This window comes from Pseudofrankia saprophytica, assembly GCF_000235425.2.
GTDB classification, from domain to species: Bacteria; Actinomycetota; Actinomycetes; order Frankiales; family Frankiaceae; genus Pseudofrankia; species Pseudofrankia saprophytica.
The window spans coordinates 712,033-729,593 of sequence record NZ_KI912266.1 but is presented as its reverse complement, the minus strand read 5'-3'; the positions used below and the strand labels follow the sequence as shown (position 1 = coordinate 729,593).

Annotated in this window: 13 protein-coding genes and 1 pseudogene; 6 read left to right on the top strand and 8 right to left on the bottom strand. The window is 71.3% G+C overall.

Translation table 11 applies throughout. The annotated features are described in order from the left end of the window. Positions 1 to 3: 3 nt before the first annotated feature. Entirely contained in the window at positions 4 to 1,383 is a 1,380-nt protein-coding gene (locus tag FRCN3DRAFT_RS58075; protein ID WP_342435268.1) for a molybdopterin oxidoreductase family protein, read from the bottom strand. Between the two features lie 203 nt (positions 1,384 to 1,586). Beyond that, positions 1,587 to 2,558: pseudogene (locus FRCN3DRAFT_RS58070) on the bottom strand (molybdopterin oxidoreductase family protein); the annotation flags it as partial. A 298-nt stretch (positions 2,559 to 2,856) separates the two neighbouring features. On the opposite strand from FRCN3DRAFT_RS58070, the gene FRCN3DRAFT_RS0203230 reads away from it, so the two are divergent. Continuing rightward, a complete protein-coding gene (locus FRCN3DRAFT_RS0203230) occupies positions 2,857 to 4,239 on the top strand; it encodes a nitrate/nitrite transporter (protein ID WP_007508856.1) in 1,383 nt (460 codons plus the stop codon). Between the two features lie 164 nt (positions 4,240 to 4,403). Here the strand turns inward: FRCN3DRAFT_RS0203230 and FRCN3DRAFT_RS0203225 are convergent, their stop codons facing one another. Both FRCN3DRAFT_RS0203225 and FRCN3DRAFT_RS52595 read right to left on the bottom strand, forming a co-directional pair. Next, positions 4,404 to 5,813, bottom strand: a complete 1,410-nt coding sequence (locus FRCN3DRAFT_RS0203225; protein ID WP_007508858.1) for a hypothetical protein — start codon at positions 5,811 to 5,813, stop codon at positions 4,404 to 4,406. Between the two features lie 106 nt (positions 5,814 to 5,919). Beyond that, positions 5,920 to 6,078, bottom strand: coding sequence for a hypothetical protein (locus FRCN3DRAFT_RS52595; protein WP_007508860.1), 159 nt, complete (start codon positions 6,076 to 6,078; stop codon positions 5,920 to 5,922). Positions 6,079 to 6,187: 109 nt separating this feature from the next. Here FRCN3DRAFT_RS52595 and FRCN3DRAFT_RS49105 point away from each other — a divergent pair, with 109 nt between their 5' ends. The 3 genes from FRCN3DRAFT_RS49105 to FRCN3DRAFT_RS0203205 all read left to right on the top strand — a co-directional run bounded on the left by FRCN3DRAFT_RS49105 (position 6,188) and on the right by FRCN3DRAFT_RS0203205 (position 8,581). After that, entirely contained in the window at positions 6,188 to 6,436 is a 249-nt protein-coding gene (locus tag FRCN3DRAFT_RS49105; RefSeq protein WP_007508862.1) for an LLM class oxidoreductase, read from the top strand. Between the two features lie 69 nt (positions 6,437 to 6,505). Beyond that, positions 6,506 to 7,417, top strand: a complete 912-nt coding sequence (locus tag FRCN3DRAFT_RS55825) for an SDR family NAD(P)-dependent oxidoreductase (RefSeq protein ID WP_007508864.1) — start codon at positions 6,506 to 6,508, stop codon at positions 7,415 to 7,417. 537 nt (positions 7,418 to 7,954) lie between these two features. Continuing rightward, a complete protein-coding gene (locus tag FRCN3DRAFT_RS0203205) occupies positions 7,955 to 8,581 on the top strand; it encodes a cutinase family protein (protein ID WP_232793901.1) in 627 nt (208 codons plus the stop codon). A gap of 271 nt (positions 8,582 to 8,852) precedes the next feature. Here FRCN3DRAFT_RS0203205 and FRCN3DRAFT_RS0203200 read toward each other — a convergent pair whose 3' ends face one another. Beyond that, positions 8,853 to 9,056, bottom strand: coding sequence for a cold-shock protein (locus tag FRCN3DRAFT_RS0203200; protein WP_007508869.1), 204 nt, complete (start codon positions 9,054 to 9,056; stop codon positions 8,853 to 8,855). 545 nt (positions 9,057 to 9,601) lie between these two features. Between FRCN3DRAFT_RS0203200 and FRCN3DRAFT_RS0203195 the strand changes: the two genes are divergently transcribed. After that, positions 9,602 to 10,843 (top strand): RNA polymerase sigma factor, encoded by a 1,242-nt coding sequence (locus FRCN3DRAFT_RS0203195; protein WP_007508870.1) that lies wholly within the window; start codon positions 9,602 to 9,604, stop codon positions 10,841 to 10,843. 78 nt (positions 10,844 to 10,921) lie between these two features. On the opposite strand, the gene FRCN3DRAFT_RS57010 is transcribed toward FRCN3DRAFT_RS0203195, so the two are convergent. Beyond that, positions 10,922 to 11,746 (bottom strand): response regulator, encoded by an 825-nt coding sequence (locus FRCN3DRAFT_RS57010; RefSeq protein WP_007508872.1) that lies wholly within the window; start codon positions 11,744 to 11,746, stop codon positions 10,922 to 10,924. After that, positions 11,743 to 12,900 carry a sensor histidine kinase gene (locus FRCN3DRAFT_RS0203185; protein WP_007508874.1) on the bottom strand — a complete coding sequence of 386 codons (1,158 nt, stop codon included), beginning with the start codon at positions 12,898 to 12,900 and terminating at the stop codon, positions 11,743 to 11,745. The genes FRCN3DRAFT_RS57010 and FRCN3DRAFT_RS0203185 overlap by 4 nt, the downstream gene beginning before the upstream one ends. A gap of 156 nt (positions 12,901 to 13,056) precedes the next feature. Here FRCN3DRAFT_RS0203185 and FRCN3DRAFT_RS42395 point away from each other — a divergent pair, with 156 nt between their 5' ends. After that, positions 13,057 to 13,794, top strand: a complete 738-nt coding sequence (locus tag FRCN3DRAFT_RS42395) for a hypothetical protein (protein ID WP_007508876.1) — start codon at positions 13,057 to 13,059, stop codon at positions 13,792 to 13,794. Positions 13,795 to 13,806: 12 nt separating this feature from the next. Here the strand turns inward: FRCN3DRAFT_RS42395 and FRCN3DRAFT_RS42390 are convergent, their stop codons facing one another. Continuing rightward, positions 13,807 to 17,187, bottom strand: a complete 3,381-nt coding sequence (locus FRCN3DRAFT_RS42390) for an ATP-binding cassette domain-containing protein (RefSeq protein WP_051466116.1) — start codon at positions 17,185 to 17,187, stop codon at positions 13,807 to 13,809. Positions 17,188 to 17,561: the final 374 nt, after the last annotated feature.

Genomic DNA, 17,561 nt, shown 5'->3' with positions numbered 1-17,561 from the left:
CGGTCACACCTCGATGAGGCCGAGGTCGACGACCACCGTGCCGGCGGTTCCTTCCGGCGCGGCCACGTGCACCTCGATGCGGGCGTCGCCGAGGAGGTCCTCCACCACCCGCAGCGGCACGTGGATGTCGCCTTTGGCGCCGACGGGGAAGTAGCGCATCGGCGTGCCGTCCCGCAGCAGCACAAGGTAGATCAGCTCGCTGGTGGAGTTGCCGGCGCGGACGTACACCGGCTGGGTGGCGATGCCGGGTGGGACCACATAGGTCAGCGACGGGTCGAGCAGGAACGGCTTTTGCAGGCCGTGGCCCTCGAAGGGGAAGACCCCCTGCAGGAAACGTGGCGTGCTGTGCATGCGGCGGTCCTTCCGGGTCGGTGCGGACAGCGGAGGCGGGGCCAGGGATGTGGCGCCCGGCGGCCGGGTCGTCCCAGTGGTGTCGGCGACGGGCACGGTCGCGCCAGCCGGCACGGTGCTGCCGCCGTCGGGCAGGCCATCGAGGCGACGGATCGTCACTGCGCACGCCTTGAACTCCGGCATCCGTGAGGTCGGGTCCAGCGCCGGGTTGGTCAGCAGGTTGGCGGTCGACAGCCCGCTCCAGTGGAACGAGGCGAACAAGGTGTCGGGGCGGATGGTGTCGCTGACCCGAGCGCGGAACACCGCCCGGCCCCGACGGGAGGACACCTCGACCAGATCGCCAGGCGTGATCTCATGTTGGGCCGCGAGCGTGGGGTGGATCTCGACGGCCGGGTCGGGGTCGGCCGTCAGCAGCGCCCGTACCCGCCGGGTTTGGGTACCGGACTGGTACTGCTGCATGATCCGGCCGGTGGTCAGGTAGTACGGGTAGCCGCGGTCGGGTTGTTCCGCGGGTCCCTGGTGGCGGACCGCGACGAACCGGGCGCGGCCGTCCGCGGTGGCGAACCGGTCGGTGAACAGCCGGGGGGTGCCGGGATGGTCGATGTCGGGGCAGGGCCAGAACACGCCGCGTTCAGCGGCGATCCGCTCGTAGGTGATCCCCGCGTAGTCCGCCAGGCCGCCGGCGCTGGCCCGGCGCAGCTCGTCGAACACCATCCGCGGTGAGTCGGTGAAGAACTGACCCCGGCCGAGCCGCCGGGCCAGTTCCGCGAACACCTGCAGGTCGGTCCGCACGCCGTCGGGTGGGGGCAGCGCGGCGCGGCGCAGCAGGACGCGGCCTTCCAGGTTGGTCAGTGTCCCCTCCTCTTCGGCCCACTGCGCGGTCGGCAGCACCACATCGGCCAGCTGCGCGGTCTCGGAGACGAAGAAGTCGGACACGGCCAGGAAGTCCAGGGCCGCGAGCCGCCGGGCGATGCGGTTCGCGTCCGGGGCCGACACTGCCGGGTTGGACGCGACCACCAGCAGCGCCCGCACCCCGCCGTCGCTGCCGAGTGCGTCGAGTAGCTCGTACGCGGACGGTCCCGGCGGTGGCAGCGTGTCCGGGTCGATGCCCCAGACGGCGGCGACGTGCGCCCGGTCGGCCGGGTCGGACAGTTCCGGTAGCCGGGGAGCTGGTCGGCTTTATGCCCGTGTTCCCGCCCGCCCTGCCCGTTGCCCTGCCCGGTGATCGTGCCGTAGCCAGAGGAGGGCCGGCCCGGCAGCCCCAGCGCGAGCGCCAGGTTGATCCAGGCGGCGACGGTGGCCGTGCCGGACGCGTGCTGCTCGGCGCCCCGTGCGGTGAGCACCATCGCCCGGTCCGCCTCGGCGAGCAGGTGGACCGTGCGGCGCAGGTCCGCCTCCGGCACGCCGGTGATCCGTTCGACCCGGCCTGGCCAGTATCCGGCGACCGTCTGGCGCACCGCGTCGAACCCCACCGCCCGTGCCGCGACGTAGTCGTCGTCGACCAGGCCGTCGCGGATCGCGATGTGCAGCAGCCCGTTCGCCAACGCGAGGTCGCTGCCAGGGGTGTTCTGCAGGTGCAGCCAGGCGCCGCGGGCGGTCGCGGTCGCCCGCGGGTCGACCACCACGTGCCGGGCGCCGGGCGCCCGGCCGGCGTCGAACCACTGCATCACCGGCGGCATCGTGTCCGCCGGGTTGCTGCCGACCAGCAGCACCGCCTGCGCCTCGGCGATATCGCTCACCGGGAACGGCAACCCCCGGTCGATCCCGAACGCGCGGCTGCTGGCGGCGGCGGCCGAGGACATGCAGAACCGGCCGTTGTAGTCGATCGACCGGCTCCCCAGCCCCACCCGGACGAACTTGCCCAGCGTGTACGCCTTCTCGTTGGTCAGCCCACCCCCGCCGAAGCAGCCCACACTGTCCGGCCCGTAGCGGGCCTGGCAGTCCCGGATCGCCGCCACGACCCGGTCCAGCGCCTCCTCCCACGACGCCGGCCGTAACTCGCCGCCGCGGCCATCACGCACCAGCGGGGTGGTCAGCCGCTCGCCGTGGTCGAGCAGGTCCGCCGCCGTCCACCCCTTCGAGCACAACCCGCCCCGATTGGTCGGGAAGTCGTCCTGCGGTGTGAGGCCGACCGAGGTCCGACCCGGGCGTAGCTCGATCCCGCACTGCAAGGAGCAGTAGGGACAGTGCGTCGCCGTGGCCGTCACCCGCTGCCCACCACCACAGACGCCGCCATAGACGACATGCTCAGATCTGGCGGTTTCGTCGCAGTGCCGTGCGTGTTACCTACCGCCACCGAGATCCAGCCGCGGCCAGCCACCCGATCCCACCGCTGGCCCGACCCTGCCACGGGCAGCCGGCGTGGGCCTTCTCAGCCGCGAGACTCCCGCGCGCCGGCCGCCGGCGGGGCGGTGAGTGGCCATCCCGGCTTGTTACACCCACGCCCCATGCGGCCGGCGTGTACCTACCGTCATGGGACCAGCCCGACGCCGCAGGAGCGCGCCCATGAGCACCTCACTGGAGGATGTCCCGTCGGCCGGATCCGTCACCATCCCGATCCAGCGAGGCCGCTGGATCGAGGACTGGCGGCCCGAGGAAACCACGTTCTGGTCCGGCGGCGGCGCCAAGGTCGCCCGCCGTAACCTGGTCTTCTCGATCCTCTCGGAACACATCGGTTTCTCCATCTGGAGCCTGTGGTCCGTCCTCGTGCTGTTCCTCGGCCCCCAATATCACATCGACGCGGCCGGGAAATTCCTGCTGACCTCGGTGCCGACGCTGGTCGGTTCCGTGCTGCGGCTGCCCTACACCTTCGCGGTGGCCACGTTCGGCGGTCGGAACTGGACCGTCTTCAGCGCGTCCATCCTGCTGGTCCCGACCATTCTGGCCGCGATCATCCTGAAGCCCGGCGCCTCCTACAGCACCCTGCTCATCGTCGCGGCCGTCGCCGGTGTCGGCGGCGGGAACTTCGCCTCGTCGATGACAAACATCAACGCCTACTTCCCTGAACGACTCAAGGGCCGCGCCCTCGGCCTCAACGCCGGCGGCGGCAACATCGGCGTGGCCGCGGTCCAACTCGTCGGTCTGCTCGTGCTCGCCACCGCAGGCAGGGGCCACCCCCGGGTCGTGCTCGCCGTCTACATCCCGCTCATCGTCCTCGCCGCTCTCGGCGCCTACCTGTTCATGGACAACCTGACCTCCGCCCGCAATGACAAGCGGGCCATGCGGGACGTCTGCCGGGACGGCTACACCTGGATCATGTCGGTGCTCTACATCGGCACCTTCGGCTCGTTCATCGGCTTCGGTTTCGCGTTCGGCCAGGTCCTTCAGGTCCAATTCAAGTCCGACTTCGACACACCCATCAAGGCCGCCTACCTGACTTTCCTCGGACCGCTGCTCGGTTCACTGATCCGCCCCGTGGGCGGCGCCCTGGCCGACCGGCTCGGCGGTGCGAAGGTATCCTTCTGGAACTTCGTCGCGATGGCCGTCAGCGCCGCGCTCGTACTGGTCGCGTCGCTGAACAAGTCACTGGCATTGTTCCTCGTCGGGTTCATCGCACTGTTCGTCTTCAGCGGGGTGGGAAACGGCTCGACCTACAAGATGATCCCGGCCATCTTCCGGGCCAAGTCGAAGCTGCGCATCGCCACCGGAGCGGACCAGACCACCTCCGACCGGGAAGCGCGCCGGCTGGCCGGCGCGCTCATCGGTGTCGCCGGTGCGATCGGCGCCTTCGGCGGCGTGCTGGTCAACCTCGCCTTCCGCCAATCCTTCCTCACCTACAAGTCCGGAAACGGGGCATACATCGTCTTCATCGCCTACTACGCGATCTGCTTCGCTCTCACCTGGTACGTCTTCCTCCGCCCGTCCCCGAAACGCCTCACCAAAGTCTGATCCCTGGCAGGCGGTCATGCCGAGTAGCAGTCGATTGATCTCCGCCCGCCCCGCCCGACGCTGGCGGGGCGGGACCCCTCGGTCCGGAATTGCGGACGGGCGCGGCCACCTCGCCGCGCCCGTCCGTCCGTCGCTTCCCGTGGTGTCGTGTCCCGTGGTGTCAGTTAGTTGAGCGGCATGACCCGCACGATCCGGATGGACGTGCCGGAGGCGCCGGCGGCGGGGAAGGCGATGCTGCCGTCGGCGTAGTCCTTGGCCTCGACGTAGGTGTGGTCCGCCACGGCGATCGTGAACTGGCCGCCCACGGCCTTGCCGGTGGTGGAGTCGTACGCCTGGGCGGCGATCGAGGAGCCCGACTTCCAGGTCAGGAGCATCCTGGCGGGGCCGTAGGCGGCCAGGTGCGAGTGCTGGGTCTTGTCGGCGGTGAGAACCGTCTGATCGGACGCGCCGGTGGAGAAGTGCTCCAGCCGCGTCTGGTTGCCGTTGCTCCAGGCGGTCCAGTAGCCCTGGGTACCGGCCAGCAGGATGTTGCCGCCGAACAGGGTCCCGTCACAGACCCCGGCCGCGACGGTCTGGCCGGTGCCGGGGCGGGCGATGCGGCAGTTGTTGTCCGTGGCGCAGACCATCGCGAAATGGCCGGTCCGGGCGTCCCAGATGATGTGGGAGTCCCAGGCGTGGCTGCAGCCCCAGGCGAAACTGTCGTGCCCGGAGACCGGGGAGCCGGTGGTGGCGTTGACCACCTGCATCCGGTCACCCTCGTGGATGTCGACGCAACTGCCGTTGGCCACGGTGATCGCCGCCTCGAAGTAGGCGGCGTAGTTGGTGCCGTCGTAGGCCAGGGTGCCGTGGTGGTTGTACCACCACACGAAGAGAGCCCCGGGATCGTAGCCGCCGAGGCTATCGCTCAGGTTGGTGACCTGCTGCTCCCATACCTGCCGGCCGGAGTTGTCGAAGCGGACCATCCACATGGTCTTGGTCGGGCTGGAGGTCCCGCCGCACAGCTTCCCACTGCCCTGCGGGCCAGGACGGGTCAGTAGTACCACCACGCCCTGCGTATCGGCCTTGATGTCCTGCAGGTCGATCCCGTCCACGGCCGTGGGGGTACCGACCAGTTGGTCACCGCAGTCCAGCTTGCCTAGGTGGACCTTGGAGTCTGTGCCCAACCAGGCCAGCCAAGACCCGCCGCCCGGCGCCGCGGCGATCGCGGTCGGCAACGGGTCGGTGTCGCCCTGCGGCGCGAAGCTGACCACCGGGGACCCCAGGCTGACCTCGGTGATCCTCGTCGCGGGTGAGGCACCCGCCGTCCGCCCGCAGGTACCGGACGCCGGTCCGGAGGAGGTCGTGGTGGGTGATGGCGTCGGGGTTCCCGCCGGGGTGGTGGCTGGCGACGACGGCGCGGTCGGCGGGGCGGACGGAGAGGCGGTCGGCCGGACCGACGGCGAGGCGGTCGGGGTGGCCCCGGTGCCGCCGCCGGCGCCGCCTCCGCCCGGGAAGCCAGCGGGTACGCAGCCGGCGATCGCGGCGACGGCGACCACCGCCAGAGCCGAGTTCCGGACTGTTCGTTTCAGGGTCATGGTTGGGCTCCGTCGAGTCGGGTCCCCTCCCCATGGAAAGTCGTTTCGCGACCGTGAATGGTTGCCGCTTCGCGGAGGCGGGTGCGGAGAGATTCGCGGAGGCAGGTCAGGTGAGCCGGGTCCCGTCGGCCTGGTCGTAGGGACGGATCTCAGCGAGGCGCCGGTCGCGCAGCTTGCTGGTCCAGGCGGGGTCGGAGAGCAGCGCACGGCCGAGCGCCACCAGGTCGGACTCGCCTGGGTGATCCACACAGGTGCCCTCGGTCACGATCAGGCCGATCTCTGGGGATGTGTTCTGGCAGCAATATTGAGGTAACGGGGGCATCTAGGGCGCGGACTGGCGGTTGGACGGGAGGACCCGCGACCGAGGAGCAGACATGAGCGTCCCCGTCTTCGACAGCCAGATCCCGGCCACCGCGGCCCGCAAGGTCGAGTTCGTCAGCGCGACCAGCCACAGCGGTGGCTCCGAGCTCCATCCACAAGGGTTCGGCGTCGATCTGGCCGCCTACCGCCAGTACGTCCGGGCGCTCGACGAGGCCGGCTTCGACTACACCCTGAACGGCTACAGCGCGAACTCCGCCGACTCGTTCGTCGTCGCCTCCGCCAGTATCGAATCACCCGCGTGACACCGCACAGGCGTTACACCGCACCCGCGTGATGCATCACCGGCGTGACATCGAGAAGGATAGTGCACTGTGGACCTTGGACTCGCGGGGCGACGCGCGATCGTGACGGGCGGCAGCCGGGGCATCGGGCTGGCGGTGGCGAGTGCTCTGCTTGCCGAGGGAGCCCAGGTGGTGATCGCGGCCCGCGACGGTGAGCGGCTGAAGACGGCGGCGGCCCAGCTGGCCGCGGGCAGCGTGGACGGGGTCGTCGTCCCGGTGGTGGCCGACACCGGCAGCGACGAGTCGGTGCGGGAGCTGGTCGCGCGCACCGTCGACGAGCTGGGCGGAGTCGACATCCTGGTCAACAACGCCGCCCGCGTCGGCGGCGCGGGCGGTCCTGGCGGTGTGCGGGGCCTGGCCACGGCGGACGCCGCCGCCGACCTCAACGTGAAGGTGCTCGGCTATCTGCGCACCGCCCAAGAGGTGATTCCGCACCTCGTGGCGCAGTGGTGGGGCCGCATCATCAACGTCGGAGGGGTCGCGGCCCGCCAGGTCGGCCTCGTCTCGGGCTCGATCCGCAACGCCGGCATCGTCGCGCTGACGAAGACCCTCGCCGACGAGCTCGGCGCCCACGGTGTCACCGTCAACGCCGTCCACGAGTGCGCATCGGAGGCGCTCACCGATGTTCACGTCACTCGTCGATGCTCCGCGCCCGAGGCGTTGTTCCACGCGATCGGACCGGCGCGCGCCCGGTCGTTGCCCGGATTCCTTGGCAATTTCGTCCTGAATCCCGCCCAACTCGCGGCGGCGCTACCGGGAATCCTGGCCGCGTTCTCCTTCTCACCGCGCGAGCGCGTCCAGATCCGCGGCCGGATGGATGAGGCGCTCGCCGACTCCGTGCCGCACGACCTCGACGAGGTGCTTGAAACGCTTTCTCGGCGCGCTCAGTGGGCGGCGGATCGCACCATGGGACTGGTCAGCACCTGTCAGGCGATCATGTGACTGTGCCCGGCGTCATCGTTCGGTCCGCTCCGCCGGCGGGCCTGCTCCGCCGCTTCCGCAGGCGCCCAAGCAGGTTCTGACGCCGCTCGGCGACGGGGCTGAGCCGCTTGCGCGCGAGGCTGTCGTCAACGCGGCCCGATCTGGCCTCGGCCGTCTGGCCGAGGCCATGTGCCGATCGCGGGTTCTCGTCAACCGCGACACTAGCCTAAAGGTGCTAGTCGGTGGTCCTTTCTAGCTAGGTCGATAGTCCCGGCAACCCATTTGCCCCATCTTCTGGGCCTGCAGTTTCACTGTGCAACTGAAGTCGAAAGGCCCCTCGGCAGCACCTAGGTGCCATTTTCCCGCTGAATGGCCCCTCGTTACGTTTGCCCAGCTCTCGGTACCCCCAACCGGGAGCTCCCGGTACCCCCAACCGGGAAGTTGCCCGGATCCCCCAGCCGGGAAGTTGCCCGGATCCCCCTCCCCGGGCAGCCAGCGACGAGGAAGGTGCTCGCGACGATGGTGCTCAAGAACGGAACTCTCTTTACGTTCCTGGCGATGGCGACGGCAGCGACCGGAGGTGTCGCTGGTTGCCCCGGGCCGGGCTCGGGGCCATCCACGCCCGTGAAGTGCGCCGACGTGGAGGTCGTCTTCGCCCGCGGCAGCGGAGAGCTGCCGGGCCTCGGAATCACCGGCGGCCCGTTCGTCACCTCCCTGAAGGCCGATCTGGCCGGCAGGTCGGTGAACTCATATGCCGTGAACTACGCGGCCGACATAGCCCAGACCTCGGCCGGCCCCGGTGCCACCGACATGACCAACCACGTCACCTCGGTGGCCGCGGAATGCCCGAACACCAAGTTCGTGCTCGGCGGATACTCGCAGGGCGCCAGCGTCACCGACATCTCGATCGGTATCCCGACGTTTCTCGGCAGCGGTAAGACCATCCCGACCAACCTGGCTCCACGGGTCGCGGCGGTCGTCGTCTTCGGAAACCCGCTGGCGTTGACCGGCGGCCACATCCCGACCGCCAGCCAGCTCTACGGCCCCAAGTCCAAGGAGTTCTGCGCACTGGGTGACCCGGTCTGCGCCAACGGCGTCAATGGCGCGGCCCATCTGACTTACTCCATCAACGGGATGACCACCCAGGGCGCGGCGTTCGCGGCCGGCAAGGTCACGGGTTCCTGACCCGTTGACCCGTTGATCCATCCGGCGCGGCGGTGTGGCGAAGAGCCGCGCCGCCGCGCCGCCATGCCGCCAGCATCACGGCAGGTGGTGCTCGCCTGTGGCCTCACCCAGTCCGGCGGGCCGGCGGGCCGGCGTGGCGCATGGTTGCGCATGGCAGGGCTCGTGCATGGCAGGGCTCGTGCATGGCAGAGCCGCGCCCGCCGAGAGTGGCGCACGCAAAACAGCGCGCGGCCGAGTGGCCGCGCGCTGTTTTATGGAAGTCTGAGTGTCGTCAGACGGGTTGGACGTTGTCGGCCTGCGGGCCCTTCTGGCCCTGCACGATCTCGAACTGTACCGTCTGCCCCTCGTCGAGCGACTTGTAGCCGTCCGCCATAATCGCCGAGAAGTGGACGAACACGTCTGGACCGCCACCGTCCACGGAGATGAATCCGAAACCCTTCTCCGCGTTGAACCACTTGACGGTGCCCTGAGCCACGGACGTTCTCCTTGCTACTTTTCCCGGCAGACGTCTCTCGTCTTCCGGTCGCGCACCGACCGTGGATCATTCCCCGGCCGGCCGTTCCGTTCGACGATGCATGACGCTCATACAGCGGAGAACAGGCAACGGCACCACCCTACTCGCCTCCGGCGCCGACGGGCCCACCGCGCCCCGTCCGGTTCCGTCCGTTCCGGCGGGTCGCGAGGTCGGAACGGACGGAACGGGGCAGACGGCCCGCCGAGATCGACCGGGCGTCCACGGGCACACCGTGACGGTTCGCTGGCTGGCGCGAACCCGCGAGGCGGCCAGCGTCAGGCCCCGGCGGCGGCGCGTGATGGCGTAGCCTGGCGTAGATCGCCACACACGCTCCATCGCCCGACATGACCGCCGCCGGACGACGAGATACCCAACTGCACCTCCGCTCGGCAACAGTCGGGTGCCGCCACGGACGATGCGCCAACGGACACAGAGCGGCCTCGGGGACGTGACCCATGACTTTGGTGACTCCACCGCCCGGAACCTCCAACAGGCTGGAGCCAGCCATGGGCAGCAAAACCCGGCCCGCTAGGGGACGCACCTCTACAAGCCCGCGGGCCCTCGCGATCCCGGTTCGGGTCGCCGTCGAGTCAGGCGGTCCGAGCGAGAGCGGCCTCGCCGCCGACGTCGCGGACCCCCGACTGGACGTCGTCGATAGGGATGACGTCGTCGGCAAGGATGACGACGGGCCGGAGGACAGCCCCCAGGACGACGGGCCGGAGGACGCCTCCCAGGAAGATGGTCGCCAGGAGGAAAGCCGTCAGGACGACGGTGACCCGGGCGACGAGCCGGCGTCGCCCGCCCGGCGACGGGTGGCGCCACGGGAAGCCCCGGTAACCGCCCACGACCCGGTGCGGCTGTACCTGACGAGCATCGGCAAGACCCCGCTGCTGACCGCCGCGGGCGAGGTGGACCTCGCGAAACGGATCGAGGCCGGGCTGTTCGCCGGCTACAAGCTCGCGAACGACGCCGATGACATGTCCCCGCGGCAACGCCTGGACCTCGAGGCCATCGAGCTGGACGGGCAGCGGGCCAACCGACAGCTCGTCGAGGCCAACCTGCGGCTGGTCGTCTCGATCGCGCGGCGCTACGCCGGGCGGGGGATGCTCTTTCTCGACGTCGTGCAGGAGGGCAACCTCGGCCTCATCAGGGCCGTGGAGAAGTTCGACTACACCAAGGGCTACAAGTTCTCCACCTACGCCACCTGGTGGGTACGGCAGGCAATCACCCGGGCGCTCGCTGACCAGTCCCGCACGGTCCGCCTCCCGGTGCACCTCGTCGAGCTGCTCAACCAGCTGGCCCGGCTGCGCCGGGAGCTGCTGATGGAGCTCGGCCGCGAGCCCAGCAGGGAGGAGCTCGCCACCGCCCTCGGCGTCACCGCCAACCGGGTGGACGAGCTCTGGCGGATCTCCAGGGAACCGGTGTCCCTCGACAGCCCGGTCGGCGAGGACGCTGACACCGATCTCGGCGACCTGATCGAGGACACCGCGGCGATCGAGCCGATGGAAGCGGCCATGGTCTCCTGCCGGTCCGACCAGCTGGGCGCCGTCCTGCGCGCTCTGCCAGACAGGGAACGACGAGTGATCCAGCTGCGGTTCGGCCTGGTGGACGGCCGCGGCCGCACGCTCGACGAGATCGGCCGCGAGTTCGGGCTGACCCGGGAGCGCATCCGCCAGATCGAGCAGCGGACGCTGGCGAAGCTGCGCCACCCCGCCCGCTCCGAGTCCCTGCGCGACTACCTCGAATAGACCCCGCCACACTCGGGACGAGCCGCGCGGACAGGCAACCCGTCCGAGGCGCGCGCGGCCGGGTCAGAGCAGGTCGGGTCAGAGCAGATCGTGGTCGCGGGCGTAGATGGCGGCCTGGGTCCGGTCACGCAGACCGAGACGGTCAAGAATGCGGGAGACGTGGTTCTTGACGGTTCCCTCGCTGAGGTAGAGCCGAGCGGCGATCTCCCGGTTGTTCAGCCCGCCCGCGACCTGGCGCAGCACATCGATCTCCCGCGGCGTCAGACCGGCGATCGCGGGCCCGGCGGCTGACCAGTCAGCTGACGGCGGTGTCGAGGGCCGCGCGGTCCCGGCCGGTGGCGTCGCGGGCTGTCGCGCCGTGTCCGCACCGGTCGGCGGGACGGGGACCGGAAAGAAGCCTGCGCGGTCCAGGACCGTGCTGAGGCGGGCCGCGGCGGCCGGGTCGAACTGGACCACGCCGGCCTGGGCCAGCCGCACCGCGGCGGCGAGCTCGGCGGCCGGACGGTCCTTGAGCAGGTAGCCGGCCGCGCCCGCCCGCAGCGCGCGCACCACATAGTCCTCGTCGTCGAACGTCGTGAGCATGACCACCCGGCAGGCCGGCGCCCGCTCGGCCAGCTCCGCCGCCGCCGCGACACCGTCCAGCACCGGCATCCGCACGTCCATGAGCACCACGTCCGGGCCGAGGGCCAACGCCCGCTCGACCGCCTCCCGGCCGTCGGCGGCCATGCCCACGACCTCGATACCCGGCTGGATGCCGAGCAGGGCGGCGATGCTCTCCCGGATCAGTCGCTGGTCGTCGACCACCAGCACTCGGGTCGGCGGTGGCCCGGCTGGCGTGCGGCCGCCGGTCCCGGAGCCGGGTCCAGGCCCGGATTCGGGCGCGGGAGCGGGGGCGTCGGTCACGGCGTCGGCTCGAGCTGGTGGGGGATCGCGACGGCCAGGCGGGTGCCCCGACCCGGCTCGCTGTCGACCGTCACCAGGCCGCCGACGAGGGCCACCCGCTCGCGCATGCCCCGCAGGCCGAACCCCTCCCGGCCGGGCTCGAACCCGTGGCCGTCGTCGGCGACGACGAGGCGGGCCTCGGTCGGCGCGCAGTGGACGGTCACCACCGCCCGGGTGGCGTGCGCGTGCCGGCGGACATTGGTGATGCCCTCCTGAGCCGCCCGGTAGAGCGTCATCAACACCGCGGGCCCATAGCGGCGCTCGTCGCCGGACCAGTCCACGGTCACGGCCAGCCGGCCGTCGTCGGTCCGCGCGGCCTGCCTCGCCAGCTCGTTCAGGGCCGTGGAAAACCGGAACGGAGCCTCGCGCAGCGCGCCGACGGAGCGGCGGACATCCTCGAGCGCGAGCCTCGCCGACCGGTGCGCGTCGTCGACGGCGGCGTCCGCGGCCGCCGGGTCGCGGTCGCGGAAGGCGGCCGCCTTCTCCAACAGGACCGAGATGGCGGTCAGATGGTGGCCGAGCCCGTCGTGGATGTCGCGGGCGACCCGGTTGCGTTCCGCGGCGGCGGACAGCTCGGCCACCCGGTCCGCCGACGCCCGCAACCGCTCGTTCGCGTCGTGGGCGCGGGCCGTCGCCCGCCGTTCCTCGGCGGCGACCGCGGCCATCGCGATCGTCAGCACCAGTCCGAGGACGAACATCAGCAGGTCCGAGACGTGTTCCGACGACTGGTACCAGCGAGGTTCGGTCAGCTGGAACGCCAGGGCGACCGCCGCGACGCAGCCGACGCCGACCCCGACGCTCACCGCGCGGCCGAAGGCGAAGTACGCGGTGAACGGCAGCAGCAGGAACAGCACCCGCGCGAGTCCCGCCCCGTCACCGGCGGCGACCAGGACGAACAGCGCGGCGCGGGCGGCCAGCAACCCGACGGCCACCGGTCGCGGGGCGCCGGCTGGGAACCGCCGCCGCTCGGCGAGGTCCAGCACGGCCGCCGCGGCCAGCCCGCCGACGAACGGCAGCGGCCGGGTGTCGCCGACCCCGGCAAGGCCCGCGTACCCGCCGGCGACCAGCACACCCCCGTACAGGACGGGTGCGACCCACGGGACCGACGGCGACACGGCGACAGGGTACGTCGGGCGGCACGCTCGCCGGTATGCCCGAAAGGGCACGTGCCCAAAGGCACGGGCGGGCACCGGGTGCGAGGTGCCGGGTGCCGCGGGGCAGGCGGCCGGCAGGCACTTTCGGCGTACTTCGGCCCTTCCTACGGTCCGGGCATGTTCTTTCTTCTCCGTTTCGGAGCGGTCAGCGGCCTGTTGGCCGGCCTTTTCATCGCGGTGCCCGGCCTGATCGAGGCGTTCACCGGCGAGACCCTCGCCACCAGCCTGGTACTCGCCGTCTCGCCGGCCCTGGCGGTCCCGCTGCTACCGGCGCTGCGTCTCGGCCTGCTGGCCGCGGGCGACCGGCGCCGGCTGGCCAGGCCGCGCCATCCGGATGCGGCCCACCCGTCCGGCTCCACGGGCGGGGGCGGTGGTGGCGGCGATGAAACCGGTGACGGCGGCGCCTTCGCCGACGCCGCGTTCGCGGTCAATCTGCTCGGGCTCGGGCTGTTCGGCGGTGCCGCCTACGCCCTGAACGTCGTCGTCTACCCGCTCGGCGACGACACGCACCTCGCCGCGGCGAGCCGCGGCGCACTGCTGGTCAGCGCCGCCGTCTTCGTCGTCGGCGTGGTGCTGTTCGGGATCGCCCTGCTGCGCGCCGGCACCTACCCGCGCACACCGGTCTGGCTCTACCTGCTGGGGTTTCCGCCGTTCGCGCTCGCAGCCCGGCTGCCGGACACGCCGGTGACCAGCGTGCTGCACGTGCTCGTCGGAGTCGCCGTCGGCTGGCTCGCCCTGTCCTGCTGGCGGCTTGCCCGCGAGGGCCGGGAAGGCGGGCCGATCCCCGCGCCGCCCGGCCCCTCGACCGGCGTGACAACCCGATCTTCCCTGCCGGCGGTGACCATCGCGCCGTGAGGTCCGCGCCGGTCAGTGCCCGTGCCCGTGCCCGTGCCCGCGCGCGTGCGCGTGCGCGCGGGCACGGCCGCGCCGGGCGCTCAGGGGGTCGAGGCGACGCAGCAGCCGGGCCGCGACCACACCGCATACGAGACCGATGAGGACGACGACGCCGAGGTCGGTGAGGTAGGTCGCCGCCGTGTGCCTCCACAGCGGGTCGACCGGAATTCCGGGGGCGAACCGCTCGTCGCCAATCCGCTGGACCGTGATGAGGTCGACCACCGAGGCCGAGGCGCCGTACCCCCAGCGGGCGGGGAAGAGCCAGGAGATCTGTTCCAGGCCAGCCTTTCCCGCCAACGGCATCATCGCGCCCATGAACACCAGCTGCGCCATCGCGACCACGACCAACGGCGGCAGTGTCTTGTCCGCGTTGTCGACCAGCGCGGACACGGCGAGGCCCATCATCGCCGAGGTGATCGCGGTGGCCGCCGTCGCGATCATGATTTCCACCAGCGGTATGCCGATGACGACGCCGTGACCCGTGATCTTCATGCCCGCCAGCCCGACCAGGGTGAGCACGACGCTCTGCACCGTGGTGATGATTCCGAGCACCGCGACCTTGGACACGAGGTAAGCCGCCGTGGACAGGCCGATGCCGCGTTCTCGGCGGTAGATCTCGCGTTCCTTGACGAGTTCCCGGATCGAGTTGGACATGCCCATGAAACAGGCCATGAGGATGAGGACCAGCAGGATCGACGGTGCGGCGGTGTTCGCCTTCGCCGGGTTGGTCGACACAGCCAGGCCGTAGGCCGCCGGCAGCGTCCGCGGTATCAGGCCGAGCACGATCGGATACGCGACCAGTAGCCGCAGATAGGACGGGTCCGAGGCGATGACCCGCAGATATCGACGGCTCAGCGTCAGCGCCTGGGAAATCACCGACTGCTGGCGAATGCTCTCCAACGGCGCCGGCCGTGGCCTGGGCACGGTCGCCGAGCCCCGGATGAAGTACTTCGAGTTCCGGTACCGGTGGGCGATCTTGACGGCGGTCGTCGGGTTCTTGAGCAGGTGGAACGCGTCCGACCAGTTGTCGCGGCGGAAGAACTCGAGCGCGTTCGCCGGCGGGCCGAAGTAGGCGACGTGACCGCCCTTGGCGAGCACCAGCAGGTAGTCGCAGTGGTCGAGGTTGGCGACGCTGTGGGTGACGACGACGACGGTCCGGCCGCCGTCGGCGAGCCGGCGCAGCGAACCCATGACCTCCTTGTCGAGGTCGGGATCGAGGCCCGACGTGGGCTCGTCGAGGTACAGCAAGGTCGGCTGGGTGAGCAGTTCCAGCGCGACGCTGGTCCGCTTGCGTTGACCGCCGGAAAGCTTCGAGACCTTCAGCTCAGGCAGGTCGACGCCCCTGGGCACCTCCTCGTCGAGGCCGTCCGCCTGGTCGTCGACGTCATCGAGGTCGTCATGATCGCCGTCCGGGCCGCGAGCACCGGCCGAACGGCGGCGGTGCCCGCCCGCATCCTCGGAATCCGGGCTGGAACGCCCTGCCCGCGCCTCGGCCGTCCGGTTGGTGAGGCCGAGCTCGACGAGGACCTCGTCGATCCGCCTGGCGCGTTCCTGCCTGGTGGTCTCGGCCGGGAAACGCAGCTGGGCGCCGTATTCGAGGGCCTGGCGGACGGTGAGGGTGGTGTGCAGGATGTCGTCCTGCGGGACGTAGCCGATGCGGCGGCGCAGTTCGTCGTACTCGGCGTAGAGGTCGCGGCCGGAGTAGCGGACGGTTCCGAGGCTGGCCGGGCGGAAGCCGGTCAGGGCGCCCAGCAGCGTCGACTTGCCGGCGCCGCTCGGACCGATCACGCCCAGCAGGGCACGCCCGGGCAGGCGGAAGGTGACGTCGTGCAGCAGCCGGGTCTCGCCGACGTCGACGCACAGCCCGTCCACCTGGAAGGTCACGTCACCGCGGTCGAGGTACTCGACCAAGCGGGTGGGCACCGCGTTCTTCTCCGTCGAGGCGGCGCCGGTGTGGAAGACGTGGTGACCGATCGAGAAGAAGTCCCCGATCCGCAGCCAGGCCCGGTCGACCCGGTGGCCGTTGACGAACGTGCCGTTCGCCGAGTCCAGGTCGACGATCTCGACACCCTCGGCGTCGACGAACAGGGCCGCGTGCTCCCGCGACGCCAGCAGGTCCCCGACGACGACGTCGCTCGACAGCGCCCGTCCAATCACCGTTCGGCCCGGCCGCAACGTGTGGATCCGGCCAAGCCCCGCGCCGACATCCGGCGCGTCGCCCTCGGCCGGCGGCATCCGGGGCCCCGATCCGGGGCGCGCCTTCTTGGGCAGCAGCGTTGGGCGCTCGTGATGGCGCTTGACCTCGGAAGGGACGACGGTGCCCGGGGCGGCGACGGGCGGTGCTCCGGCCGGGTCGGCGAGGTTCGGCACCCTCGCCGCCAGGTCCGACCGATCTGTGACGAGGGCTCCCGGCGGGTCCCAGGAATCCGGGACGGACGGCCGGGACGGGTACTGGTCGTGCTGATCCCGGTCCCACGGCCGGGTGCGGGACGCCGCGGGTGGCGGCTCCCAGGATCCCGCGGGGACGGTCGGGGCCGGGGCAGGCGAGACCTGTGCGGCCGGGAGATCAGTGGGAGACGGGGCCTCCCGGGTGTTCCAGGAAGCGGCGGGGGCGGACACGGCCCACGGGTCCCCGGGCGAGCCGGCGTCCGGCATGGGCTGGGCGGCGTCCCAGGGGCTGGCGGGCGGTGCGGCCGTCTGGGTGTCCCAGGGCCCGGCGGGGAACGGAGTGGCCGGCGGCTCCCAGGAACTGGTGGAGGGCGAGGCCGCCCACGGCTCCGACCTGGTGGGGGGCGAGGCCGCCTGCGGGTCCCAGGGCCCGATCGGGATCGACGAGACCCGTGGTTCCCAGGTCCCCACGGGCGTCGGCACGGCGGGCTGGGTCCAGGGCCCGGCGGAGTCCCAGGACCCATCGGAATCCCGGTGCTCGGCCGGCTGCCCCCAAGGGCTCGCCCGCGGCCGCTCCGACGGATCGGGGTGGTGCGGCTGGCCGACGGGTTCGTCCACCGCGGTGACGGACACCGCCAGCGCCGACGAACGCGGGGTGGCCGGACCAGCCGTCGGGTGCGGGACCAGTGTGAGCATCGGGCCGTCCGGCGCGCCGAGCCGCAGGCGCGACTCCTCGTGGATCAGGACGCGTCCGACCCGCCAGCCGTCCTGCCAGGTGCCGAAGGTGCTGACGTCGACCGCGGCCCAGCCCTCGGGGGTCGACTCGATGAGCAGGTGACGCCGGGAGACCCGGTCGTTCGCCAGCAGGGGGTCACCGCCGGTCGTCCGTCCGATGACGCACGACTGGCCTTCCGGAACGACGGCCACGATCTCGTGCCCGCTGCGGACGGTCAGCCCGGCTGACATCGTTACCCCCGCTTCCATGACCCCCCTGCATGATGGCTTCCGCGGATGTCAGCGCACGCAATGTGTGTGCCAGCTGTCCGCGGAGGAACTGTCTATCGGCGGACAATCAACCGCCGGTGGGGGTCGCCGCGTAGCCGCGACGTGCGCGTCCGTGACCTGTGTGTTCGCGCGCATGCCGAACTCAGCGGCCGCTGTGGGCCTGACGGGCCGCGTGCGGTGGCGCCTGTTCGGAGAATGGCCTTTCCAACAGGACGACGCCTGGGGCGGGTCGATCCTGGGTGGTGAGCACTGGGCGAGCATAACCCGACATATCGGCGACCCCAACCGACGGCTGGACGGCGCGGATGTGGATCGTCAGCTCTCCGCCCATGCCC

What these genes read in the sequence shown, in the direction of transcription:
- FRCN3DRAFT_RS42390 (WP_051466116.1), bottom strand. Translation starts at nt 17,187, where the DNA reads ATGTCAGCCGGGCTGACCGTCCGCAGCGGGCACGAGATCGTGGCCGTC.
- FRCN3DRAFT_RS0203230 (WP_007508856.1), top strand. Translation starts at nt 2,857, where the DNA reads ATGAGCACCTCACTGGAGGATGTCCCGTCGGCCGGATCCGTCACCATC.
- FRCN3DRAFT_RS42395 (WP_007508876.1), top strand. Translation starts at nt 13,057, where the DNA reads ATGTTCTTTCTTCTCCGTTTCGGAGCGGTCAGCGGCCTGTTGGCCGGC.
- FRCN3DRAFT_RS49105 (WP_007508862.1), top strand. Translation starts at nt 6,188, where the DNA reads ATGAGCGTCCCCGTCTTCGACAGCCAGATCCCGGCCACCGCGGCCCGC.
- FRCN3DRAFT_RS0203195 (WP_007508870.1), top strand. Translation starts at nt 9,602, where the DNA reads ATGGGCAGCAAAACCCGGCCCGCTAGGGGACGCACCTCTACAAGCCCG.
- FRCN3DRAFT_RS0203225 (WP_007508858.1), bottom strand. Translation starts at nt 5,813, where the DNA reads ATGACCCTGAAACGAACAGTCCGGAACTCGGCTCTGGCGGTGGTCGCC.
- FRCN3DRAFT_RS0203205 (WP_232793901.1), top strand. Translation starts at nt 7,955, where the DNA reads ATGGCGACGGCAGCGACCGGAGGTGTCGCTGGTTGCCCCGGGCCGGGC.